19 protein-coding genes are annotated in these 24061 nt (G+C 66.1%); 7 read left to right on the top strand and 12 right to left on the bottom strand.

Going from position 1 to position 24061, the window contains the following annotated elements; all coding sequences use genetic code 11:
* Positions 1–192: 192 nt before the first annotated feature.
* Together N878_RS13335 and araD1 are read right to left on the bottom strand one after the other, a co-directional pair.
* Positions 193–1776 carry an aldehyde dehydrogenase (NADP(+)) gene (locus N878_RS13335; RefSeq protein ID WP_021444152.1) on the bottom strand — a complete coding sequence of 528 codons (1584 nt, stop codon included), beginning with the start codon at positions 1774–1776 and terminating at the stop codon, positions 193–195.
* Positions 1777–1943: 167 nt separating this feature from the next.
* Positions 1944–2945 (bottom strand): AraD1 family protein, encoded by a 1002-nt coding sequence (araD1, locus tag N878_RS13330; protein WP_021444151.1) that lies wholly within the window; start codon positions 2943–2945, stop codon positions 1944–1946.
* Between the two features lie 121 nt (positions 2946–3066).
* Here araD1 and N878_RS13325 point away from each other — a divergent pair, with 121 nt between their 5' ends.
* On the top strand, positions 3067–4008 hold the full coding sequence (locus N878_RS13325) for a LysR family transcriptional regulator (protein WP_021444150.1): 942 nt from the start codon (positions 3067–3069) through the stop codon (positions 4006–4008).
* A gap of 63 nt (positions 4009–4071) precedes the next feature.
* On the opposite strand, the gene N878_RS13320 is transcribed toward N878_RS13325, so the two are convergent.
* Entirely contained in the window at positions 4072–5253 is a 1182-nt protein-coding gene (locus N878_RS13320; RefSeq protein ID WP_021444149.1) for a fumarylacetoacetate hydrolase family protein, read from the bottom strand.
* Positions 5254–5422: 169 nt separating this feature from the next.
* Between N878_RS13320 and N878_RS13315 the strand changes: the two genes are divergently transcribed.
* The 5 genes from N878_RS13315 (at position 5423) to N878_RS13295 (ending at position 10613) form a co-directional block, all read left to right on the top strand.
* The gene (locus tag N878_RS13315; protein WP_021444148.1) at positions 5423–6361 is read left to right on the top strand and encodes a LysR family transcriptional regulator; all 939 of its coding nucleotides are present in this window, start codon (positions 5423–5425) and stop codon (positions 6359–6361) included.
* Between the two features lie 156 nt (positions 6362–6517).
* On the top strand, positions 6518–7507 hold the full coding sequence (locus tag N878_RS13310; protein WP_021444147.1) for a tripartite tricarboxylate transporter substrate binding protein: 990 nt from the start codon (positions 6518–6520) through the stop codon (positions 7505–7507).
* A 67-nt stretch (positions 7508–7574) separates the two neighbouring features.
* Complete coding sequence (locus tag N878_RS13305; RefSeq protein ID WP_021444146.1) at positions 7575–8030, top strand: tripartite tricarboxylate transporter TctB family protein; 456 nt, start codon at positions 7575–7577, stop codon at positions 8028–8030.
* A gap of 10 nt (positions 8031–8040) precedes the next feature.
* Positions 8041–9570, top strand: coding sequence for a tripartite tricarboxylate transporter permease (locus N878_RS13300; RefSeq protein WP_021444145.1), 1530 nt, complete (start codon positions 8041–8043; stop codon positions 9568–9570).
* Positions 9567–10613: an Ldh family oxidoreductase gene (locus N878_RS13295; protein ID WP_021444144.1), complete on the top strand. Its 1047-nt coding sequence runs from the start codon at positions 9567–9569 to the stop codon at positions 10611–10613. Before N878_RS13300 ends, N878_RS13295 begins: the two co-directional genes overlap by 4 nt.
* 354 nt (positions 10614–10967) lie before the next feature.
* On the opposite strand, the gene N878_RS13290 is transcribed toward N878_RS13295, so the two are convergent.
* From N878_RS13290 to N878_RS13265, 6 genes are all read right to left on the bottom strand, one after another.
* Positions 10968–12173 (bottom strand): alpha-hydroxy acid oxidase, encoded by a 1206-nt coding sequence (locus tag N878_RS13290; protein ID WP_031303147.1) that lies wholly within the window; start codon positions 12171–12173, stop codon positions 10968–10970.
* Between the two features lie 51 nt (positions 12174–12224).
* Entirely contained in the window at positions 12225–13073 is an 849-nt protein-coding gene (locus N878_RS13285) for a fumarylacetoacetate hydrolase family protein (RefSeq protein ID WP_021444142.1), read from the bottom strand.
* Positions 13070–13987: an NAD(P)-dependent oxidoreductase gene (locus N878_RS13280; protein WP_031303146.1), complete on the bottom strand. Its 918-nt coding sequence runs from the start codon at positions 13985–13987 to the stop codon at positions 13070–13072. Before N878_RS13280 ends, N878_RS13285 begins: the two co-directional genes overlap by 4 nt.
* 62 nt (positions 13988–14049) lie before the next feature.
* Positions 14050–15072 (bottom strand): TRAP transporter substrate-binding protein, encoded by a 1023-nt coding sequence (locus tag N878_RS13275; protein WP_021444140.1) that lies wholly within the window; start codon positions 15070–15072, stop codon positions 14050–14052.
* Between the two features lie 104 nt (positions 15073–15176).
* The gene (locus tag N878_RS13270; RefSeq protein WP_021444139.1) at positions 15177–16457 is read right to left on the bottom strand and encodes a TRAP transporter large permease subunit; all 1281 of its coding nucleotides are present in this window, start codon (positions 16455–16457) and stop codon (positions 15177–15179) included.
* A 66-nt stretch (positions 16458–16523) separates the two neighbouring features.
* A complete protein-coding gene (locus N878_RS13265) occupies positions 16524–17027 on the bottom strand; it encodes a TRAP transporter small permease (protein WP_021444138.1) in 504 nt (167 codons plus the stop codon).
* A 243-nt stretch (positions 17028–17270) separates the two neighbouring features.
* Between N878_RS13265 and N878_RS13260 the strand changes: the two genes are divergently transcribed.
* Positions 17271–18806 carry a UxaA family hydrolase gene (locus N878_RS13260; RefSeq protein WP_031303145.1) on the top strand — a complete coding sequence of 512 codons (1536 nt, stop codon included), beginning with the start codon at positions 17271–17273 and terminating at the stop codon, positions 18804–18806.
* A gap of 7 nt (positions 18807–18813) precedes the next feature.
* Here the strand turns inward: N878_RS13260 and N878_RS13255 are convergent, their stop codons facing one another.
* The 3 genes from N878_RS13255 to N878_RS13245 form a co-directional block, all read right to left on the bottom strand.
* Complete coding sequence (locus N878_RS13255) at positions 18814–19791, bottom strand: GntR family transcriptional regulator (protein WP_021444136.1); 978 nt, start codon at positions 19789–19791, stop codon at positions 18814–18816.
* A 594-nt stretch (positions 19792–20385) separates the two neighbouring features.
* The gene (locus N878_RS13250; protein WP_021444135.1) at positions 20386–22866 is read right to left on the bottom strand and encodes an RND family transporter; all 2481 of its coding nucleotides are present in this window, start codon (positions 22864–22866) and stop codon (positions 20386–20388) included.
* 27 nt (positions 22867–22893) lie between these two features.
* Entirely contained in the window at positions 22894–23961 is a 1068-nt protein-coding gene (locus N878_RS13245) for a YCF48-related protein (RefSeq protein ID WP_021444134.1), read from the bottom strand.
* Between the last annotated feature and the right edge of the window lie 100 nt (positions 23962–24061).

Below are 24061 nucleotides of genomic sequence, written 5' to 3'. Positions count from 1 at the left end.
CGTGGGTGACGCCGGGTAGCGCGGCGATTCCGGCGGCCAGGCTGCAGGCAACGAACAGGGGGGTATGGCACATGAGCATTGTCATCTCTTTATTCTTATCTTCGACAGGTGGGGAATCGGCGGCGCGCAGGCGCCGCCACTGACAACGCCGCACCATGGCTGGCGCAGCATCGTTTGGCTGGCCGTTACGGCCTAGTTCAGTGCCGCGCGACTGGCAACGCCGTCCACCAGGCGCTGAATGCCCAGCGGGTTGGCGTCCTGCAGGGCTTCGGGGAGCACCTCGTCCGGGTAGTTCTGGTAGCACACCGGGCGCAGGAAGCGATTGATCGCTAGGGTGCCGACCGAGGTACCACGGGCATCGGAAGTCGCCGGGTAGGGCCCACCATGCACCATGGAATCGCACACCTCGACGCCGGTCGGGTAGCCGTTGAGCAGCACGCGACCGGCCTTCTCTTCCAGCAGTGAAAGCAGCCCGCGATGGGCCAGCAGGTCGTTGCGTTCGGCGATCAGGGTGGCGGTCAGTTGCCCGTGCATGCTTTGCAGCGCGCGGGTCAGTTCGACGCTATCGGCCACTTCCACCACGATGGTGGTCGGCCCGAAGACTTCTTCCTGCAGCAGATGATCGCCTTCGAACAGCATGCTCACGTCGGCCTTGAACAGCTGCGGCTGCGCCTGGTTGCCGGCCCGCTCGTTGCCAGCCAGGCGGCTGACCCTGGCATGGCCCAGCAGTTGCGCCACGCCATTGGCATAGCTGCGCAGGGTACCGGCGTTGAGCATGGTCTGCGCCGGCTGGCTGGCGATGGCGTCGCTCAGTTGCGCGACGAATTCGCTGAACTCGGCACTGCGGATGCCGATGACCAGGCCGGGCTTGGTGCAGAACTGGCCACAGCCCAGTACCACGGAGCCGGCCAGTTCCTTGGCCACGCTGGCGCCACGTGCCTGCAACGCGCCAGGCAGGATGACCACCGGGTTGACGCTGGACATCTCGGCGAACACCGGAATCGGCTGCGGGCGAGCGGCGGCCAGGTCGCACAGGGCACGGCCGCCCTTGAGCGAGCCGGTGAAACCGACGGCCTGGATCGCCGGGTGCTTGACCAGCGCCTCGCCGACGCCGGAGCCGAAGATCATGTTGAACACGCCCTTGGGCATGCCGGTCTTGTCCGCGGCGCGAATGATCGCATCGGCCACGCACTCGGCGGTTGCCATGTGCCCGCTGTGCGCCTTGAACACTACCGGACAGCCGGCGGCCAGGGCCGAAGCGGTATCGCCGCCGGCGGTGGAGAACGCCAGCGGGAAGTTGCTGGCACCGAACACCGCGACCGGGCCGACGCCGATCTGGTACTGACGCAGGTCCGGGCGCGGCAGCGGCTGGCGCTCCGGCAAGGCGCGGTCGATACGCGCGCCGTAGAAGTCGCCACGCCGCAGCATCTTGGCGAACAGGCGCATCTGCCCGCTGGTGCGGCCGCGCTCGCCCTGGATGCGGGCCGCCGGCAAGGCGGTCTCGCGGGTCACCAGGGCGACGAAGTCGTCACCGAGGGCGTCGATCTCGTCGGCGATGGCTTCGAGGAATTCGGCGCGGCGCACGGCCGACAGGTTGCGAAACTGCGGGTAGGCTGCAGCTGCGGCCTGGGCAGCGGCAGCCACCTCGTCGGGCGTGGCCTGAATGAAGGCATAGGGCAGCGCTTCGCCGCTGCTGGCGTCGAAGCTCTTGTGCTCGATGCTGCCGGCGGCGCGGCGCTCGCCGCCGATGTAGTTGTGACCAATCAGATTCAGCATGGCGTTCTCCTGCCAGGGGAAGCGGCGGCGCTGACGCCACCGGTATTGGATCAATGGGTAAGCCCCCGGCCTGGTGGGCCGAGGGTTGGCAACCGGCTATGCGGTTGCCGGACGAGTACTGGAGAGAAGCGGCCCGGCCCCTCGTGAGGACGCGGACCGGTCCGACGTTACAGCGCGCGCACCCCCCCGACGGCGATGCCGGGCGCCTGCACGCGGATGCCGTTGCGCAGCGGCTCGCCCAGGGCGTCCAGGCTGACCTCGAAGGTGTCGCCCGGTTGCGCCTTGACGCCATCGGCGAACGACAGGGTCGCGGTGCCGAAGAAGTGCACGTGGACGTCGCCCGGACGCAGGAACTGGTGGTACTTGAAGTGGTGGTATTCGAGGTTTTCCAGGCTGTGGCACATGTTGTCCTCGCCGGAAAGGAACTCCTTCTCCCACAGCACCTGTCCGCCACGACGGATGCGGCTGATGCCGGACAGGTGACGCGGCAGCTCGCCGATCAGCATTTCCGGGCCGAAGGCGCAGAAGCGCAGCTTCGAATGGGCCAGGTACAGGTAGTTCTTGCGCTCGACCACGTGGTCGGAGAACTCGTTGCCCAGGGCGAAGCCAACGCGATACGGCTGGCCGTCGTCGGCAACCACATACAGGCCCGTGAGTTCCGGCTCCTCGCCGAAGTCCTCGGCGAAATCGGGCACCGGGAAGTCCTCGCCCGGGCGCACCACGATGCTGCCGTCGCCCTTGTAGAACCACTCCGGCTGCGCGCCGGCGATGCCTGCGGCCGGGCGACCGCCAGCCATGCCCCACTGGAACATCTGCATGGTGTCGGTGAGCTTGCCTTCAGCCTGCTGCGCTTCGACCTGCTGGTGCATCTTGTCGCGGGTCGAGGCGCTGCCCAGGTGGGTCAGGCCGGTGCCGGACACCAGGCAGTGCGCCGGGTCGGCATGATCCAGCGGCGCCAGCACGCGGCGCTGCTCGAGCAGCTCGACGTACAGCGGGCCGGGCTCGACGCCCAGGCGCTCGATCTCGACGATCAGGCCATGACCGTTGCGGATCGCCTGCAGCGCCAGCTCGCGGGTGCTGGCAACGCCCTTGACCACGCTGATGCGCTCGCCACCGACGACGCCGACCTGACGTTGGCCCTGTTCGCTTTCAAACTGAATCAGCCGCATCGCATTACTCCCGTTGTTCTTGTTCGCCGCCACTGCGGCTTGCTGGCGGGCACTTTAAAAACTGCCCGGAGTGCTGCCTAATGAAAGCTTCTGATTAGGTGATAACTTTTCGTCATCCCATATGCTGCCGCCACTGAGTCACATCGTTTCGCGCCTGCGTATCCGCCAGCTGCGCCTGCTGATCGCCCTCGACGAACTGGGCACGCTGCACCGCGCCGCCGAACGCATCGCCATCAGCCAGCCCGGCGCCACCAAGGCCCTGCACGAGATCGAAACGACCTTCGGTTTGCCGCTGTTCGTGCGCAGCGCCCAGGGCCTGCAAGCCAACGAGCTGGGGCGCTGCGTGATCCGCTACGCCCGGTTGATCCATAACGATCTGGCCCATCTGCACGAGGAAATGCAGGGCATCCTGCAAGGGCATGGCGGACACCTGGCCGTTGGCACCATTGCCGGCTCGGTGCCACTGGTGCTGCGTGCACTCACCGGGCTGCGGCAGGTGCAGCCGGACATTTCGGTGCAGGTCGTCGAGGACATCAGCCCGCGCCTGCTCAAACTGCTCGACGAGGGCCGGCTCGATCTGGCCATCGCCCGCACCAGCGGTAGCCAGAACCCGGATGCCTACGAGAGCCTGAGCCTGCACCCGGAGCGCCTGGCGCTGGTGGCCAGCCCGCAGCACCCGCAACAGCACAACCCGGCGCTGAGCCTGGCCGAGCTGGGCACCTGCAGCTGGGTGGTCTACCCCACCGGCACGCCGATGCGCACGGTGCTGGAGCGCGAGTTCGGCGAGGCCGGATTGGAATTCCCGCGCTACCCACTGGAAACCTCCTCGACCTTCACCATGCTCAGCCTGCTTCAGGAGGATCCGCAGCTGGTGGCGGTGATGCCGCACTCCATCGCCTGCTCCAGCGAGGGCTTCGGCCTGCTGCGCCGCCTGCCGCTGGAGCTGCAGGCGCGCAACGAACCCTGTGCCATCATCCATCGCCGGGGCAGCAACCTGTCGCCGCTGGCCGCGCTGTTGCTGGAGCATTTGCGCAGCGAGCAGCAGGCACTGGCCGAGGAGTAAGGGCGCGGCAGATGCCCCGGATTTCATCCGGGCTACTGGGCTAATCGGCGCCTGCGACACACCCTACAACCGCTGGCGTCGCGCCAGGTTGTCGATAAGCGCCAGCAGGCCGAAACGCCAGGGCGCCAGGGCGCTGCTGTGCTGCACGCGGTTGTGCAATCCGCCGAGTTGGCGGCTGCTGATGCTGACCCAATCGCCCAGCTTGTGGGTGAAGCCGTTGCCCGGCTGATCGCGATCCTCGGTGGGGGCGAACAGCGTACCCAGGTACAGCAGGAAACCATCGGGGTACTGGTGGTTGTCGTTCAGCGTCTGCCCGACCAGATCCAGCGGGTCGCGGCTGATCTGGTTCATGCTGCTGCGGCCGTTGAGCACGAAGCCGTCCTCGCCTTCCACGCGCAGATCCACCTCGCAGTTGCGCACGTCGTCGATGCCGAAGCCCTCATCGAACAGGCGGATGAACGGGCCAATGGCGCACGAGCCGTTGTTATCCTTGGCCTTGCTCAGCAGCAGCGCGCTGCGGCCTTCGAAGTCGCGCAGGTTGACGTCGTTGCCGAGCGTGGCGCCGAGCACCTGCCCCTGGCTGTTGACCACCAGCACCACCTCCGGCTCGGGGTTGTTCCACGCCGAGCCCGGGTGGATGCCGATGTCCATGCCGCTGCCCATGGCCGCCAGTACCGGCGCCTTGGTGAATACCTCGGCATCCGGGCCGATGCCCACTTCCAGGTACTGCGACCAGAGGCCTTTCTCCAGCAGCAGGGCCTTCAGTCGCGCGGCGTTTGCCGAGCCCGGCACGATGCTGCGCAGGTTGTCGCCGATCACCGCGCGGACCTGTTCGCGGATCTCTTCGGCGCGCTGCGGGTCGCCGCCGGCGCGCTCCTCGATCACCCGCTCGACCATACTCGCGGCGAAAGTCACGCCCGCAGCCTTGATCACCTGCAGATCCACCGGCGCCAGCAGGCTGGGAAACAGTGGGTCGCGCACGCTGCCGCTGTTGGCCAATAGTTCCTCGACGCTACAGATGCGCGGCGCCTGCAGCGAGCGCAAGCGGCCCAGCAGGTCGTCGAGCTCGCACAGGCCGGCCAGGGTCGGCGACAGCGCGCTGAGGTCGAACACGCCCTCCTCGCGCAGCAGCACGGGCGCCGGCCCGGGGACGGCCGCAGGCAGCCAGATGCGCGCCAGCAGGGTGCCGGCGAGGCCATCCTCGGGCAGCGTGTTGTCGGGGGTGAGAATCAGCGGACGGGCCATGGCGGAACTCTTCAGTGGTCGATAAGGGCGGCCGCCGCGCATCCATCAATGGAGGCCACGGCCGGTGCTGTGCGACCATAGCCAAGCGTTCGCGCGTCCGACCAATGACGAATCCTCAGCGCCCGATACACGCTGGTTATCGCCCACCTCTCCAGGGAGTCCCGTACCCGTGAGCCTGAGCAAGCTTCCCGCCATGCACAACTGGCTGCGCCTGCGCCATCTGCAACTGATCGAGACCCTCGCCGATACCGCCAACATGCACGCCACCGCGCAGCAGATGGGCCTCAGCCAACCGGCGGTGAGCAAGATGCTGCGCGAGATCGAGCAGTTGCTCGACTTCCCCCTGTTCGAGCGCCAACCGCGCGAACTGGTGGCCACCGAACTCGGCCAGGTGGTGATCGCCTTCGCCCGGCGCACGCTGAACGACTGCCGGCACTTCGCCCAGGAGCTCAATGCCCTGCGCCACGGCGGCTACGGCCACCTGCGCATCGGGGCGATCTTCGCCGCCACCGCGCAGGTGGTGCCGCAAACCCTGCTGCGCCTGAAACGGCAGCGCCCCCTGCTGACCATCGAACTGCTCGAACACACCAGCGACCAGTTGCTGCAGATGCTCCTGCACAAGCAGCTTGACCTGGTCATCGGCCGCTTCACCGAACCCCGCCAGCAGGAACACTTCGAGTACCAGGAACTGGCCAGCGAGCCGTTCCTGCTCTGCGCCGACCCGAGCCATCCGTTGGCTCGCGAGGCGGCGCCGGCAGCGCGCGACCTGGAGCAGTGGCCCTGGGTGGTCTATCCGCCGCACACGCCGCTGCGCCGGATGATCGAGCAGGCCTTCTCCGATGCCGGCATCGCCTTCCCGGTCAATCGGGTGGAAACCGCCTCCGTGCAGTCGAGCCTGCACCTGCTGCATCACAGCCCGGCCCTGGCCCTGCTGCCCGAGGCCATCGTCCTACAGCAAGTCGCCCTCGGCCAACTGGTTCTGCTGCAGCCCCCGCTGCAGACGCCCTCGCTGGGCTACGGTCTGATTCGCCGCCGTGACGAGCCGCTGTCGAGCAATGCCGAGCAGTTCTGCGCAGCCCTGCGCCAGACCCTCGATGAAGCCAGATAACCGTTCGTTATGAGTCGATGACAAAGCCTCATTAGACAGTCGGACTTGTCAGACAATAGCTTGCTCCCATGCCCTGCCCTTCGGCACGGGTTATCGCCGGCGGACGCCTTGCTGCGCCGCGGCGATCACTGACAATAATTTCAACAGGTGACTGTCATGCTTTCCTACCAGGCTGTGCGCGCCTCGCGCCGTACCTTGAAATCCCTGCTGCTCTCCGCGCTGTTCATCTCGCCCATGGCCATGGCTGCCTACCCGGAAAAACCCATCCAGCTGATCGTGCCCTGGGCGGCAGGCGGCGGCAGCGACGCCGCCGCGCGCGGCATCGCCGCAGCGCTGGAACAGGAACTGGGCGTCACCATCAACGTGGTCAACCGGGCCGGCGGTAACGGCGTGGTCGGCCACAGCGTGATGACCACCGCCAAGCCCGACGGTTACACCCTGGGCTTCATCACCGGCGAACTGAACATGATGCACTGGCAGGGGCTGACCAAGCTGACCTACAAGGACTTCACCCCGATCGCCATGACCAACTACGACTATCCGGGCGTCCAGGTGGCAGCGGATGCGCCGTACAACAGCGTCGACGAACTACTCGACACCATCCGCAACGAACCCAAGGGCACCATCAAGGCGTCCGGCACCGGTCTGGGCGGCATCTGGCACGTGGCCTTCTCCGGCCTGCTGCTGGAACAGGGCATCGACCCGCAGAAGATCACCTTCGTGCCGAGCCAGGGCGCCGCACCGGCCATGGTCGAACTGGCCGCCGGCAGCATCCAGCTGGTGCCGACCTCGGTACCGGAAGCCCGCTCGATGATTGAGGCGGGCAAGGCCAAGGGCCTGGCGATCCTCTCGCCGGAGCGCAATCCGGCCTTCCCGGATATCCCCACCCTCAAGGAAACCCTGGGCAGCGACTACTCCCTGGGCGAGTGGCGCGGCGTCGCCGGGCCGAAGAACCTGCCGCCGGAAATCGTCGCCAAGCTCGAAGCGGCGCTGGAGAAAGCCTACAACTCCGCGACGTACCAGGACTACATGCGCAAACTCGGCTTCGGCATGGAGTGGCGCAACGCCGCCGACTTCAGCGCCTTCCTCGAGGAAAACAACGCCTACATGGGGGGCATCATCGAAAAGATCGGCATGAAGAGATAACCCCCTGCCCGCCTCGACGCCCCCTCCGGGGCGTCGACCGTTTTGCCCGGCTGGATGAGACAGCACCATGAAAGACCTCGTATTCGGCGTGATTTTCGTCGCTCTAGGCATTGCCGTCTGGCTGTTGGCCCGCGAATTCCCCGCGGTGCCCGGCATGCGCTACGGTGCCGATCTGTTCCCCACCCTGATTGCCATCGGCATGGCCGGCGGCGGAACCCTGTTGAGCCTCGGCGCCCTGCGCCAACTGCGCACCAACGGCGCCGCCGTGCGTGTCGCCGCGACCATCGCCCCGTCCAGTTTCGCCGTGCTGCTGCCCTGCGCCCTGGTCGTGGCCTACATCTATTTCAGCGAGACCCTCGGCGCCGCCCCGATGATGCTGCTGATCATGCTGGTGCTGCTGATCCAGCGTGGCGTACGCGTGCTGCCCGCCATCGCGGTCAGCGTGGTGGCCACCGCGGTGATCAGTTATTCCTTCGGACATTTGCTCAAAGTTCCCCTGCCCGTCGGGCCCCTAGGTTTTTAAGGAGCCACGCATGAACGCACTACTGGACGGCATCCTGCTCGTCTTCAACTTCCAGACGCTCCTGGTGATCCTGCTCGCGGCCCTGTTCGGGGTCTTCGTCGGCGCCATTCCCGGGCTTTCCGCGACCATGGCCGTGGCCCTGCTGGTGCCCATCACCTTCGCCATGGAACCGACCGCCGCCATCGCGGCGATCATCACCACCGCGGCCATGGCCATCTTCGCCGGCGACATCCCCGGCACCTACCTGAACATCCCCGGCACCCCCGCCTCGGCGGCCTATGTCGGTGATTCCGCGGCCCTGGGCCGCATGGGGCGCGCCCGTGAGGCCCTAGGGCTGAACGTCACCTGCTCGGTGATCGGCGGCCTGGTGGGCACCCTGGTGCTGGTGATGATCGCGCCGTCCTTGGCCGAATTCGCTCTCAATTTCAGCTCCTTCGAGTACTTCTGGCTGGCCGTGCTCGGTCTCGGCAGCGCTGTGTTCATCTCCCAGGGCTCGGCGACCAAGGGCTTCCTGTCGCTGATGGTCGGCCTGCTGTTGGCGACCGTCGGCCTGGATCTGGTCACCGGCGCCCCGCGCTTCACCTTCGATGTGCCGGATCTGATGGGCGGCATCAACTTCATCCCGGTGATGATCGGTTTCTTCGCCATGTACGAGGTGATGAAGCTCTACAGCCTGCCCAGGGCAGACGGCGAACGCCCGGCGCAGAGCATCGCCCCGCAGCACGGCAGCGTGTTCGGCAAGGTTCCCGGCCATCTCAGGCGCTACTGGAAGAACGTGATTCGCGGCAGCAGCCTGGGCGCCTTCATCGGCTCCCTGCCGGGCGCCGGCGCCGACATCGCCGCCTGGATCGCCTATGCGCTGAGCAAGAAGCGCTCGAAGACACCCGAAGTCTATGGCACTGGCCACGTCGAGGGGCTGGTCGACGCCAGCTCGGCGAACAACTCGGCGGTCGCCGGCGCCTGGGTGCCCGCCCTGGTGTTCGGCATCCCCGGCGACTCGATCACCGCCATCGTCATCGGCGTGCTGTACATGAAGGGCATGAACCCCGGCCCGACCATCTTCATGGACAACAGCGCCATGGCCTACGGCCTGTTCACCGCCTTCTTCGTCGCCAACCTGATCCTCCTGCCCATCGGCTACCTGGCGATCCGCGGTGCCCACGTGTTCGCCGTGACGCCGACCCGGGTGCTGATGCCGATCATCCTGTGCTTCTGCATCGTCGGCGCCTTCGCCATCAACAACAGCCTCACCGATGTCTGGATCATGTTGGCCTGCGGCGTTGCCGCCTACCTGATCGCCAGCGCCGACTTCCCCATCGCCCCGGCGATTCTCGGCCTGGTGCTGGGCAACATCCTGGAAACCAACTTCATGACCTCGATGATCAAGGCCGACGGCAACCTGCTGGCCTTTGTCGAACGGCCGATCAGCATCGGCCTGGCGCTGCTGGTGCTGCTGATCGCCCTGTTCCCGTTGCTCGCCAAGCTCTGGCGCACACGCTACCCCGGCGCCCTCCCCCCGACCAAGGAAGCCATCGAATGAGCCGTATCGCCCCGCAACAACTCGAACGCTTCGTCGAGCGACTGTTCCTCCACGCCGACGTTAGCCCGGAAGTGGCCAGCGTGGTCAGCCGGGTGCTGGTGGAAGGCGACCTGCTCGGCCACCACACACACGGCGTGAAACTGGCCCAGGGCTATCTGCGCGATCTGCGCAGCGGCCACGCCAAAGGCCAGGCCGCCAGCCTGCAGGTCGTGCGCCAGAGCCCGGCGGTGGTGCTCTACGACGCCGACTACCTGCTCGGCCCCTACTGCGTGGAACAGGCGCTGGATTTCACCGCCCGGGCCGCGCGCACCTTCGGCATCGGCGTCGCCAGCATCCGCCGCTCGCACCATATCGCCTGCCTGGCCGCCTACCTGCAACGCTACACCGAGCAAAACCTAATCCCCCTGGTGCTCACCTCCGACCCGGCGGTCGCCTCGGTGGCGCCGCACGGCGGGCTGGACCCGGTGTACACGCCGAACCCGCTCGGCATCGGCATCCCCACCGGGGACAAGCCGGTGCTTATCGACGTCAGCATGTCGACCATCACCAACGGCCTGGTCAACAAGACCCACCAGGCCGGCGGCCAGCTGGAACATGCGGCGCTGATCGACCAGGACGGCCAGCCAACGCGCGACACCGCGACCTTCTTCGCCACGCCACCGGGCGCCATCCTGCCCCTGGGCAGCCTGGAGTTCGGCCACAAGGGCTTCGCCCTCGGGACCCTGGTGGAAGCGCTGACCGCCGGCCTGGGCGGCTTCGGCCGCAAGGACGGCGTCAAGCAATGGGGCGCCGCCGTCACCGTGCTGACCTTCGACCCGGCCTTCTTCGGCGGCGTCGAGGAGCTGAAAGCGGAGATGGATCACTTCGTTGCAGCCTGCCTGGAAAGCCGCCCGCGCGTGGCACAGAGCCCGGTGCGCATGCCGGGTCACGCCGGCATCGCGCGCCGGACGAAGGCCTTCGAGCAGGGGCTGGAGCTGCCGGAGGATGTGCTGGCGGCGTTGCGTACCGCGGCCAACGAGGCCGGCAGCGATTGGCCGTTCTGATTGCTCCGATCGGTTAGAAAAACGCCGCGATGCCCTTGCAGGGTCGCGGCGTTTTTTATGGGCTTGTGCCCCTGTAGCAGCGGACTTATCCGCGAACTCGATTCTTCGCCCGACCGTTCCTACACAAGCTGGCTCGGCGTATCGACACCTAATACGTAGGCTTGTCGGGCGATGGGCTGCCCCGGATTGCACCCGGGCTGCGAAAACATGAAGGTCAGCGGAATAAAAAATAGCCGGGAGCCATCTTCAACGTGGTGTACAACGCCCCCGGAGGGTGGCTACCAAAGGATGGCAGGTCATAAAAAGCTGCCTCGCACCCGAAGATTCGTGGGTGGATGCGAGGCAGTTGGAAAACTAGCGACGAATGGCTTCGGCCAAGCCGCGCCAGATGGGGTCGTGGATCAGATCGGGCGTCAGCTCCTCCAGGCTGCTGCAGCCCAGCAGCCCCAGGGAGCGGTCCATCTCGCTACGCAGAATCTCGATCGCGTGACTGGCCCCCGGGCCTTTGCCCGCGGCCAGGCCATACAGACCCGCACGCCCCAGGAACACCCCATCGGCGCCCAACAGACGTGCCTTGAGAATGTCCGTGCCGCGGCGGAAGCCACCATCGAGGAACACGCTAACGCGCCCCTTGAGCTGCCGCGCGATGAGCGGCAGCACCTCCATGGCCGACACTGCGCCATCGAGCTGGCGGCCGCCATGGTTGGACAGCACCACGCCATCGACGCCGTACTTGATCGCCTGGGGCGCATCGTCCGGGTGCATCAGGCCCTTGACGATCAACTTGCCGGGCCACAGGTCGCGCAACCAGGCGATGTCCTGCCAGCTCAGGGTGGCGTCCAACTCCTGGCCGATGGCGCTGGCCGCGCCTTTCACCGAGTCCTGTCCTGGCTGCAACAGATTGCCCAGGTTCTTGAAACGCGGTACGCCATGGGGTACCAGCACATCCCAGACCCAGCCGGGATGGGCCGCGACGTCCAAGGCATTGCGCAAGTCGAGCTTCAGCGGCCGACGGTAGTTGCGCCGATCCCATTCACGATTGCCGAGAATCGCACTGTCGGTGGTGACCACTATGGCCTCCAGTTCCAGCGCCTTGCAGCGCGCCACCAGATCGGCAACGTGCTGGCGGGTGCGGTACAGGTAAATTTGCATCCAGGCACGCACCCCGTCGATGGCAGCGATCTCTTCGATGGCGATGGTGGACGCATTGCTCAGCACGAAGGGAATACCGGCACGGCTGGCTGCCTGGGCCAGGTGCCAATCGCCACGATCGGTCAGCAGGCCGTTGAAGCCGGTCGGCCCGATCAGAAACGGCATGCTCGCGGGGCGCTCGAAGAAACGACAGCTAAGGTCGCGCTGGCCGACATCGACCAGCGTACGCGGCTGCAGGGTGATGCCCTCGAATACGCTGCGGTTCCGCCTGAGCGTCACCTCGTCATCGGCGCCGCCCTCGACGTACTCGAAGGAAAAGTTCGGCAGCCGGCGGCGCGCCATCTCGCGCAACTCGTCAATATTCAGCGCACGGCGAAAATCGCGCCCTGGGTACAGGCGTCGTTGCATGTTCAAACCTCATCTCGTTCAGGTACGGGGGCGACAGGCGCCGCCCAATGTTCAACGCTGCCAGGCCACCACGTCCTGGCACTGTTCGCCGAGGCCGCTGATGCTCAGGCGCATGCGGTCGCCGGGCTTGAGGAACTGCGGCGGCTGCATGCCGGCGCCGACGCCCGGCGGGGTACCGGTGCAGATCACGTCGCCGGGGTTGAGGGTCATGAACTGACTGATGTAACTGACGATCTCGTCGACGGCAAAGATCATGGTGCGGGTGTTGCCCTGCTGACGCAGCTCGCCGTTGACACTCAAACGCAGGTCCAGGTCGCGCAGGTCGGCGATCTCGTCGGCCGTGACCAGCCACGGGCCGATCGGCGCGAAGGTGTCGCAGCCCTTGCCCTTGTCCCAGGAACCGCCGCGTTCGTGCTGGAAGGCGCGCTCGGACACATCGTTGACGATGCAGTAGCCGGCCACATGCTCCAGCGCCTGCTCGCGCTCGACATAGTGCGCCCGGCGGCCAATGACGATGCCCAACTCCACTTCCCAGTCGGTCTTCTGTGAGCCGCGCGGAATGATCACCCTATCGTTCGGCCCGCAGATCGCACTGGTGGCTTTCATGAACAGCACCGGTTCGCTGGGCACCGGCAGGTTGGATTCCTTGGCGTGATCGGCGTAGTTCAAGCCGACGCACACCAGCTTGCCGATATTGGCGATGGGCGCACCGATGCGCACCTCGCCCTCGACCCGCGGCAGGCTGGCCGGATCCAGCGCGCGCAGCTCGTCGAGCGCCTTGCGCTCCAGCGTACGCGGGCTGATGTCGAGCACCTGCTGGCTCAGGTCGCGCAGGCTGCCGTCGGCGGCCAGCAGCGCGGGCTTCTCCTGGCCCGGAGGACCGTAGCGCAACAGTTTCATGCCGGCTCCTCCTGCGCGACGCGCACGCGTACGCCGTTGATCTCGCCCAGCACGTCGAACAGGCGCGGCACGTACTTGTCGCCGTGGCCGAGCGCCTTGGCCAGCATGAACGTCTGGTACACCGCATCGGCAACCATGCCGGTGCTCGGTGTGGTCTTGGTCAGTTCGGTGTAATAGCGCATGTCCTTTTCGCAGTTGGCCAGGGCGAACTGCTGCCCGGAGTCGTCGCCGCGCAGGACATAGGGCACGATCCGCTCGAAGGTGCGACTGTAACCGCCGCTCATGCTGCAGATTTGCGCGAAGGCGGCGAGGTCGATGCCGTTCTTCGCCGCGGTACAGAAGGCCTCGGCGAGGATGGTGGCATTGCCCTGGGAGATGAAGTTGTGGATCACCTTGGCCTTGTGCCCGGAACCCAGCGGGCCGAGGTGGTGAATGGTCTCGGCGAAACATTCGAGCAGCGGACGCACCCGTTCCAGCACGGCGGCATCGCCGCCGGCGAGTACGTTCAGGCGCCCGGCCAGGGCATCCTTGGGCGTGCGGTTGACCGGCGCGTCCAGGTAGTGACCGCCCCGTGCGACGACCAGCGCCGCCACGTCCGCGGTGCGATTCGGATCGCCGGTGCTGCAGTCGACCACGATCTGCCCGGGACGCAGACCCGCCAGCACGCCCTGCTCGCCAGCCAGGATGCGACTGACCTCGGCCGTGCCCGGCAGGCACAGCAGCACCACCTCGACTGCGCGGGTCAACTCGGCGGCATTGGCGAACTCGCGCGCGCCCTTGCCGACCAGGTCCTCGACCGGCTGGCGATTGCGGTGCGCCATGACGCCGAGACCGAAGCCCTTGCTCTGGATATTGCTGGCCATGGCATGGCCCATCAACCCGAGGCCGATGAACCCGACATTAATAGTTGTCATGAAAATCCACCTTGCATATATGGCGGCGGCCGGCACGGGAACGTACCGGCCAGGTAGCGGAGTTACCGAACGCTGCGCACCTTGGCGATTTCGGCGTTCATTTCGGCCATCAGCTCGGGGCCGTAGTCGGCGATCAGCTTCTCGACGGCCGGACGCACCTGCTCACGCATGCGCTCGATTTCTTCCGGCGCCACTTCGTTGATCTGCATGCCCAGCTTGGCCAGCGCCTCGCGCGAGCTGACGTCCATCTCGCGGGAAACCTTGCGCTCGTAGGCCTGCGCCTCCAGGGCGGCGCTGCGCACCAGCTCGCGCTCGGTGGCGTTGAGCTTGTCCCAGGTCCGCTTGCTGAAGATCGCCACCAGCGGGTCGTAGAAGTGGCCGGTCAGCGACAGGTACCTCTGCACTTCGTAGAACTTCGAGGTCTCGATAGCCGCCAGCGGGTTTTCCTGGCCATCCACGGTGCGGGTTTCCATGGCGGTGTACAGCTCGGTGAACGACAGCGGCACCACGTTGGCGCCCAGCGCCTTGAACGACTCGATGGCGGTGGGAATCTGCTGCAGGCGCAGCTTCAGGCCCTTGATGTCTTCCAGCGTCTGCACCGGATGCTTGCTGTTGGTGACATGGCGGAAACCGTGGTCCCAGTAGCCCAGGCCGATCAGCCCATGCGGCTCCAGCTTGGTCAGCAGGTTCTGCCCGGCCGGGCCATCAAGTACCGCGTCAACTTCGGCGGAGTTCTTGAACAGGAACGGCAGGCCGTAAAGACCGAAGCCCTTCTCGATGCCCGAGAGCAGGCCGGGGGTCACCAGGGTCATGTCGACGGTGCCGCCCTGCACCGAGGAAATCACCTGCGCATCGCCACCCAGGGTGCCGCTGGCGAACACCATCACCTTTATCTTGCCGTCGCTCTTCTCCTTGAGGATCTCGGCGAACTTGTTCGCCCCCAGCCCGTGCGGGTGATCCTTGGCCTGGACGAAGGCAACCTTGAAGTTGTGGCGGTTGATCTCCTCCGCGGCATGGCCGGCAGTGGAGAGCAGCAGCGCCGAGGAACACAGCAGTGCGGTGAGGGCTTTGGGAATGAATTTCATAGCATCTTCCTCTTGTTTTTATTGCAGCCACGGATGGCAGGAGAAATGGGCGAAGCGCCCGGCTCGCCTCCGCCACGAGCAGGCGGCGGGAACGGAGTTGTCGGTCAGTAGAGCCACTGCGCGGGTATCAGCAGCAACTGCGGGAAGGCCAGCAGCAGGCCGATCACCAGCAGCTCCGCGAGCAGGAACGGCAGCACGCCGCGGATGGTGGCGATGAAGTCGATCTTCGCCACCCCGGCAACGACGTTGAGCACCAGCCCCACCGGCGGCGTGATCAGGCCAATGGCGCAGGTCATGACGAAGATCACACCGAAGTAGATCGGGTCGATACCGGCGGCCACCGCCACCGGCATCATCACCGGGGCGAGGATCAGGATGATCGGCGACATGTCCATGGCCATGCCGATGACCACGATGATCGCCACGATCAGCAGCATCAGCAGGCGCGGGCTGTCCATCAGCGGTTCCAGCACCCCGACCACCGAGCTCGGCAGGTCGGCCACGGTGATCATCCAGGCGGCGACCATGGCCGAAGCGACCAGGAACATCACCATCGCGGTGGTCATGACCGAGGACACCAGCACCTGGTACAGGCTCATCCAGGTCAGCTCGCGGTAGATCACCAGGGACACGAACAGCGCATACACCGCGGCGACCACGCCGGCCTCGGTGGGGGTGAAGATCCCCGCGCGCAGGCCGACGAGGATGATCACCGGCAACAGCAGCGCCCAGATGCCCTCGTAGAAGGCCTTGGCAATCTCGCGCCGCGGTGCCCGCGGGCGGGTGATCAGGGTTTCGCGGCGGGACATCAAGTACCAGGCGACGCACAGCGAAGCACCCATCATCAAGCCCGGCGCGATGCCAGCGAGAAACAGCTTGGTGATCGAGACGTTGGCCGCCACGCCGAACAGGATCAGGCCGATCGACGGCGGCAGCACCGGCGCGATGATGCCCGACGCCGCCACCAGGCCGCCGGCGGTGGCCTTGTCGTGGCCGACCTTGACCATCATCGGCACCAGCAGCGCCGCCAGTGCCGCGGCATCGGCGGCCGCAGAGCCCGACAGGCTGGCCAGCACGCAGGCCGCGAGGATGGTGACGTAACCGAGGCCGCCCTTGATATGGCCGACCAGGGCAATGGCCATGTTGACGATGCGCCGGGACAAACCGCCGGCATTCATCAGCTCGCCAGCAAGCATGAAGAACGGCACCGCCATCAGCGGGAAGCTATCGGCGCCATTGACCAGGCCCTGGGCGACGATCTGCGCATCGAACAGGTCGAGGTGATACATCATGGCCAGCGCACAGAGGATCAGCGCATAGGAAATGGGCACGCCAATGGCCATGGCGCCCAGCAGCGAGACTACGAATATCGCGATGATGACCATCACATCACTCCGATTCTTATTATGGGTTGGCCTGCCGGCAGGACGCCGGCGACATGCCGTCGTGCGTTACTGATGCAGCTCGGGCGAATTGTTCGGCCGCGCTATCTCGCCGCCGCTCGCCAGCCGGGCGATCTCGTAGAGGTGGATCGCACAGGCCGATACGCCGAAGAACGCCCCCGAGCCGTAGAACAGCCCCATCGACCAGCCTGCCACCGGCGACGGCACGTTCCAGTTGATCTGCATCTGCTGCCAGCTACCCCAGAAGAACAGCCCGGAGCAGGCCAGCATCAACACCTGGGAGAGGATCAGGCAGCCGCGCTCGCCCCACGCCGGCAGTGCTCGCAGCGCCAGATCCACGCTCATGTGGCCGCGTTCGCGCAGCAGCACCACGGCACCGAGGAAGGTCAGCCAGACGAAGGCCCAGCGCGAGATCTCTTCGGAAATCAGGATGCTTTCGTTGAAGCCGTAGCGCAGCACGACGTTGCCGAACACCAGCACCACCATGGTGACGAGGCAGACCACAGCGAGCACCTTGAGCAGGGTGAAGTACGCTTCGACGAGCTTATGCATGGCGCGCCTCCGACGATTCGCAGCGGCTGGCGGGACGACGCATGGGCGGCAGGCGCTTGGCAGCGGCCGCGGTAGAGCGGTGGCGATGGGCAACAGGAACCATCCGGGTAGCCTCACATTGTTGTTTTTGTATGCCGCTGAGCGGCTATGTGGCGCCGACCTTAACACTCGAAAACATTGCGCGCAATGTTCATTTTTGACAGTATCCTGGCCACTCAGCAAAACAACAATGAGAAGAAAGCCATGCAGCTCATCACGCAAAATCAACCCGTGGTCATCCTCAGCGACATCGATTCAGTAGCCGTTGCCCGCCGGGCTCTGGCGAGCGGGAGTCGTGTCGAGAGCCTTGCCCTGACGGCCGTCGACGACATCCCCAGCGGCCACAAGATCGCCCGCCGCGCGCTTGCCAAGGGCGAAGCGATCCTCAAGTACGGTCAGGTCATCGGCGTGGCCAGCCAGGACATCGCTGCCGGCGCTCACGTGCACACGCATAACGTCGCCATGCCCAACAACCACGCCAGCAACGAGTTGCCGCCCAGCATCGCGCGCACTGCGGTACTGCCGCCCGAGCAACGCCGGCGCTTTCTCGGCTATCGCCGCGCCGACGGCCGTGTCGGCACCCGCAACTACATTGCCATCCTCTCCACGGTGAACTGCTCGGCCACCGTCTCGCGGGCGGTGGCCGCGCACTTCAACGGCTCGGAGCTGCTCGAACAACACAACATCGACGGCGTGGTGGCGCTGACCCATGGCAGCGGCTGCGCCATCAACACCGATTCGGAAGGCTTCAAATTCCTCGAGCGCAGCATCTGGGGCTACGCCTGCAACCCCAATATCGCCGGCGCGCTGCTGATCGGTCTGGGCTGCGAGACCAACCAGATTTCCTCGCTGCTCAAGCGCTACAACATCAGCGAAGGACCGAACTTTCGCGTGTTCAACATCCAGAATGCCGGCGGCACACGCGCCAGCATCGCCCGCGCCATCGAGCAGGTGAACGAGATGCTGAAGAATATCGGTCGCCTGGAGCGCACCCCGGAAAGCGTCGAGCACATCATGCTGGGCCTGCAGTGCGGCGGCTCGGACGGCTACTCGGGGATCACCGCCAACCCGGCGCTCGGCTATGCCGCCGACCTGCTGGTGCGCAACGGCGGCACCGCGATCCTCAGCGAAACCCCGGAAATCTACGGCGCCGAACACCTGCTGATCGCCCGCGCCGCCAGCCACGAGGTGGCGCAGAAGCTGCTCGACCGCCTGAGCTGGTGGGAGCACTACACGCGCATCAACGGCGCCGAGTTGAACAACAACCCGTCGCCGGGCAACAAGGCCGGCGGCCTGACCACCATCCTGGAAAAATCCCTCGGCGCCGCGGCGAAAGGCGGCACCAGCTCGCTCAACGGCGTGTACGAATGGGGCGAACAGATCACCGAGCACGGCTTCGTGTTCATGGACAGCCCCGGCTATGACCCGGTGTCGGTAACCGGCCAGGTCGCCTCCGGTGCCAACATGATCTGCTTCACCACCGGACGCGGCTCGGTATCCGGCTTCAAGCCGGCGCCCTGCATCAAACTGGCGACCAACACCGACATGTACCGCCGGCTGGAAGAGGACATGGACATCAACTGCGGCGGCATCGTCGACGGCGAACTCAGCGTCGCCGAAGCCGGCGAGAAGATCTTCGACATCCTGATCGAGGTCGCCTCCGGTACGCCGTCGAAGAGCGAGCAGTACAACTACGGGGACAACGAATTCGTCCCGTGGCAGGTTGGCGCGGTCACCTGACCGCCCTTCAGTCCTGCAACTCCAGGTAGGGCACGGCCGCGATGCGGTTGTGCTCGCGAAAGTACGCCATGCGTTGCTTGACCTTGCGCTCGGCGATGACCAGGTGCTCCTCCATGCTTTGCGCCGCCAGATCGGCCCGCCCGGCGTAGAGATTCTCGAAGATGCTCAGGTGCTCGCGGAAGAACGGCTCCTCATCGGGAAAGTAGCTCTTGTCCAGCAGGATGTGCTTGCCCGACAGCAGCAGCGAGTGGGTCCGCCGCAGAATCTGCAGCATCTGCCGGTTCGGGCAGTGTCCCAGGGTCTCGATGTGCAGGTCGCTTTCCAGATCGTCGAACTGCCGGCTGTCCATGTTCGGATAGGCGCTCATCGCCTGGTGCAGGCGATCAATGTAGCCCTCCAGTTGCTCCTGCCGGAGAAACTCGGCGGCGCGCATCAGCACGTAGGGTTCGAGACGGCGACGCACCTCGTAGAGTTCGCCCAGCCGCGCCTCGTCCCACTGGGTCAGCTGCCAGCGCGAACGCTCGTCCCGCTCCACCAGCCCCATCAGCGACAAGCGCGTCAGCACCTGGCTGGAGACCGTGCGACTGATCGAGTAGTGGCGCGACAACTCCAGCTCGTTGATGCGGTAGCTGCCGAACAGCGATTGATGCAGCAGATCGCGCTCGATACGGTCGTAGACCGACTTCCAGGTTTCCGTCTTCCTGGGGGTCGTCGTGCTACCTTCGCTGAGCTTGAAATCGCTGCTGTCGAGCTTGCGCTTGAGCACTGCGCCCGGCTCCTTGCCGACCAGATAGCCACGCCCCTCGAACGTACAGATCAGGCCACCCTGATGCAGGCTCAGCAACGCCTGCCGCACGGGCGAACGACTGACGCCAAACAGTTCGGCCAGGGGCCCCTCGAGCAGCAGCGTGCCCTTCTTCAGCCTGCCCTTCTTGATGCTCGAGGCGATGATTTCGTACAGCTGATCATTCAGATGCTTTTTCATTCGTTGTTGTTTTCACTGTTATTGGCTCAAGCCTGCGCGGCCTGCAACTTTAGCAAGCCGCACCGCTGCGCTCATAACCTTGTGCAGAACACCTCTGATAACTTTGCATGCAAAGTACTTTATTATGCCCTGCCCGCCACCGTAAACCCCGCCCGCCAGCGCTGCCATACCATCCGACCATACAGCACGACCGCGGCGACGCCGAAAGAGCTGCGCACCATTGGGAAATGTCAGAAACCTGTGGCAGCCGGCCCCCGCCACAGCGACGTGCAGCCACCCTGCCCTCGCTCTCATTGCAGGTTGCATAAAAGGAGGAAGCAGCATGTCGCTGAGACAGCCGCCGACAGGTACCGGGACAGGAACGACGCGAGCGACGCAGGGGTAAGCGGATCCCCCGGCCAGGGCCAGGCTGCAGATATTGGCGCAAGCCGCCCACCCCCGCCTGCCACGAAAAAGCTCCGTGCAGGCGAACTGTCGATGCGCCCCCCGACCGCTGCAGGAGCGGCTTCAGCCGCAAGCATCGCGGGCAACTCCGCGCCTACCCTGCGATTCCGCGTGGGCGCAGCCCTGGCCACCAGGCTGCGCCGCCCATCGCTAGGCTCCGCTGGCGCTGGGCTCGGGCTGCGCGACGGGCTGCGCCACGCCCTTGCCCGAGAGCAGGAAGTGCGACAGCGCCGGGATCAGAATCAACGCGCCCAGCATGTTCCACAGGAACATGAAGGCCAGCAGGATGCCCATGTCGGCCTGGAACTTGATCGGCGACCAGGCCCAGGTAATCACCCCGGCAGCCAGGGTGATGCCGACCAGCCCCACCACCCGGCCGGTGAAGGCCACGGCGTTCTGGTAGGCATCGGCCAGCGACATGCCCTGGCGCTGGTAGTGCAGCTGCACGCTGAGCAGGTACAGCGCGTAGTCCACGCCGATGCCCACGCCGAGGGCGATCACCGGCAGGGTCGCCACTTTCACGCCGATGCCCATGGCCACCATCAGCGCCTCGCAGAGGATCGAGGTGAGCATCAGCGGCAGCAGCGCCACCAGGGTCGCGCGCCAGCTGCGGAAGGTGAACAGGCAGAACAGCGCCACCGCCAGGTAGACGTACAGCAGCATGGTGCGGTTGGCCTCGCGCACCACGATGTTGGTCGCTGCCTCGATGCCGGCGCTGCCCGCGGCGAGCAGGAACTGGCGCTCGGGCGTGCTGTTGTTGCGGGCGAACTGGTCGGCGATGGCCACCACCTCGTCCAGGGTCTCGGCCTTGTGGTCCTTGAGGAAGGCGATCACCGGCATCAGCGAGCAGTCGGTGTTGAACAGCTCCGGGGCGTTGACCGAGGCCTGCTGCGCCGCGTAGTTGAGCATGTCCTGGTTGCGCTGGATGCTGGCCAGCTTGGGGTTGCCCTCGAAGCTGCCGGCGGTGATCTGGCGCACCGCATTGACCAGCGACACCGTGGTCTGCACCGACGGGTGCTGCTGCAGCTCCCAGGCCAGGCGGTCGGCCAGGACCAGGGTCTGGTAGTTCAGGCAGCCTTCCGGCGCGGTCTTGATCATCACCGCGAACAGGTCGCTGGACAGCGCGTAGTGGCTGGTGATGTAGGCGTTGTCGCGGTTGTAGCGCGAGTCCTGGTGCAGCTCCGGGGCACCGCTGTCGAGATCGCCGATCTTCAGCTGCAGGCTGACCATAAAGCCGCCGATGCCCAGCAGGGCCGCCACCAGCACCGCGCCGGTGGCCCACTTGCGGGTGGTGAAACGGTCGAGCAGGTCCCACAGACGGCCGAAGCCGCGGTGCTGGGAGGCGCGGGTATCGATGCGCAGGGCCCGCGCGGCGGCTTTCTCGCCGACGCCGACGTAGGACAGCGCCACCGGCATCAGCAGCAGCGCGCTGAAGATCAGCACGGCCACGCCGATGCTGGCGGTGATCGCCAGGTCCTGGATCACCGGGATGTCGATCAGCATCAGCACGGCGAAGCCCACCGCATCGGAGAGCAGCGCGGCGACCCCGGCGACGAACAGGCGGCGGAAGGTGTAGCGCGCCGCCACCAGCTTGTGGGTGCCGCGGGCGATGTCCTGCATGATGCCGTTCATCTTCTGCGAGGCATGCGACACGCCGATGGCGAACACCAGGAAGGGCACCAGGATGGTATAGGGGTCGATGGCATAGCCCAGCCAGGCGATGATGCCCAGCAGCCAGACCACCGCCACCAGCGAGGACAGGATCACCAGCAGGGTGCTGCGGATGCAGCGGGTGTAGAGCAGGATGATGAGCAACGAGCTGACCACCGCCAGGGCGAAGAACAGCATCACCTGGATCAGACCGTCGATCAGATCGCCCACCAGCTTGGCGAAGCCGATCACGCGGACCTTGTACTTGCCGCTGCCCTCCTCGCCGGCCTGGCGCGCGGCACTGTCGCCGGCGAATTCGATCTGGTCGCGCAGCTGCTCCTCGAGCACCTGGGAGAACTGGTGGTAGTCGATGCCCTGGCCGGTGGCGGTGTCGCGGTCGAGCAGCGGCACCACGATCATGCTCGACTTGAAGTCGTTGGCCACCAGGCTGCCGACGATGCCGGCACGCACGATGTTCTGCCGCAGCTGCTCGATGTCCTCGGGCTTGCCGGCGTAGTTGTCGGGCATCACCGGACCGCCCTGGAAGCCTTCCTCGGTGACCTCGGTCCAGCGCACCGCCGGGCTCCACAGCGATTTCATCCAGGCGCGGTCGACGCCCGGGGTGAGGAAAAGCTTGTCGCCGACCTGCTTGAGCGTCTCCAGGTATTCGGGGTCGAAGATGTCGCCTTCGCTGTTCTCCACCACTACCCGCACCGAGTTGCCCAGGCCGCGCAGCGAGGCCCGGTTCTCCAGGAAGTTCTGGATGTAGGGCTGGCTCTGCGGAATCATCTTCTCGAAGCTGGGCCGCAGCTCCAGGCGGGTCACCGCCATGTAGCCCAGCACCAGGGTGACCAGCGCCATGAGCAGGATGAACGGCACGCGATGGTTGAACACCATGCGTTCCAGCAGGTTGCCAGTGTTCGTGTCGAAATCGCGAACATCGCGGATCACCGGCATGGTGTCTTGCTTGATATTGCCCATGACAGGGTACTCGCTCGGATTGGGGGGTTATTCGCCGGACAGGCTGCGCACGCCGCGGCTGCCCACCAGGACCAGATCGTCGGCGGCGGACAGCGTGGCGCCGGCCACCGGCGACTGGCTCTGCTGCGGGATCAGGCGCAGCGCGCTGCCCTCCTCGGCCTGCAGGCGGTGCCCGGCCTGGGTGAACAGCTGGTAGCGCCCGGCGCGGTCGCGGGCGGCGGCGGTGATGCTGACCTGCAGGCCGCTGTCGAGCTCGCGCCAGTTCTGGCCGCCGTCGCGGCTGCGGAACACGTGGCCACGCAGTCCGTAGACCAGCACCTCGCCGGGCTTGCCGATGACGCCGAAGTAGGTGCCCGCGTAGGGGCTGTCCAGGGCGACGAAACGCTGGCCGGCGGCGTCCCAGCGGCGCAGCAGGCCCTGCTCGCCGACCAGGTACAGCGCATCGCCGGTGTAACCCAGGGCGGTCAGGTGCAGGCCCATGGGGTTGTCGCTGCGATCCTGCAGCGGCAGCCAGGTCTGGCCGCCGTCGCGGGTGGCGAGAATCAGGTTGAACACGCCCACGGCGAAACCGTTGCGGGCGTCGGCGAACCAGAGGTCGAGAAAGGGCTTGTCGGCCCCCTGCTCGATCAGACGCTCGCCTTCGGCCGCCAGTGCAGCCCACTCTTCGTTCTCGGGCTCGGCGGCGGCCAGGGTGCTGTAGTGGTCGTGCACCAGGGCACCGATCTGCCGGCCATCGAGCTGCTTGCGCCAGGTCAGGCCGCCGTCGGCGCTGTGCAGGATCACGCCGTCGTTGCCCGCCGCCCAGCCCAGGCTCGGGCTGGCGAAATGCACGGCATTGAGATCGACGCTGACCGGCACCTGGGCCTGCTGCCAGTGCTGGCCGTCGTCGTCGGAATAGAGAATGTGGCCACGCTGGCCGACCGTCACCAGTCGGTCGCCGGCGCGGGCGACGTCCAGCAGCGGGCTGTGCACGGCCAGCGCACTGGGCTTGGCCGGCAGGTCCAGCACGTCGACGTAGTCGCTGGCCCAGGCACTGCTCTGCAGCGCCAGCCAGGCGCCCAGCGCCAGCTGCAGGTAGCGTCGGATTGCACGCATAGCGCGTTCCTCGTGAGAAAGAAGGCCCCGCCTGGCTGCACCGCAGCGGCTAGCAGGGCCGGAAAAACCAGCCCGCAGTCGTCGCCGACCGCGGGCGCTC

Source organism: Pseudomonas sp. EGD-AK9 (genome assembly GCF_000465935.2).
Classification (GTDB): Bacteria; Pseudomonadota; Gammaproteobacteria; order Pseudomonadales; family Pseudomonadaceae; genus Aquipseudomonas.
This window is presented reverse-complemented; position numbering and strand designations above follow the sequence as displayed.